Source organism: Micromonospora sp. LOL_014, from assembly GCF_048060245.1.
In the GTDB taxonomy this organism is placed as follows: Bacteria; Actinomycetota; Actinomycetes; order Mycobacteriales; family Micromonosporaceae; genus Micromonospora_E.
In genome coordinates, this window is record NZ_JBHMIP010000124.1 from 1 (window position 1) to 310 (window position 310).

The following is a 310-nucleotide window of genomic DNA, read 5'->3' on the forward strand; positions in this document are numbered from 1 at the left end:
AGGCCGACCTGGCCGCCTACCTGGTCGCCGCCGGCCCGGCACCGTCGCCGGACGAACTGCGTGCCTGGCTGCGCCGCAGCCTCCCCGAGTACATGGTGCCCCGGCACTTCGTCGTCCTGGACCGGCTGCCGCTCACCGCGCAGGGCAAGGTCGACCGCCGGGCCCTGCCCGAGCCCGAAGCCGTCCGTCCCGAGCTGAGCCAGGAGTACGTCGCCCCGGACGGCCCCGCCGAGCGGGTGCTGGCCGCCGTCTGGGGCCGGGTGCTCGGCCTGGACCGGGTGGGCCGGCATGACAACTTCTTCGACCTGGG

1 protein-coding gene is annotated in these 310 nt (G+C 75.8%); it reads left to right on the plus strand.

Translation table 11 applies throughout. From position 1 onward, the window contains the following. On the plus strand, positions 1-310 hold a 310-nt coding region (locus ACFHW1_RS28915; protein ID WP_416616757.1), incomplete at both ends, for an AMP-binding enzyme.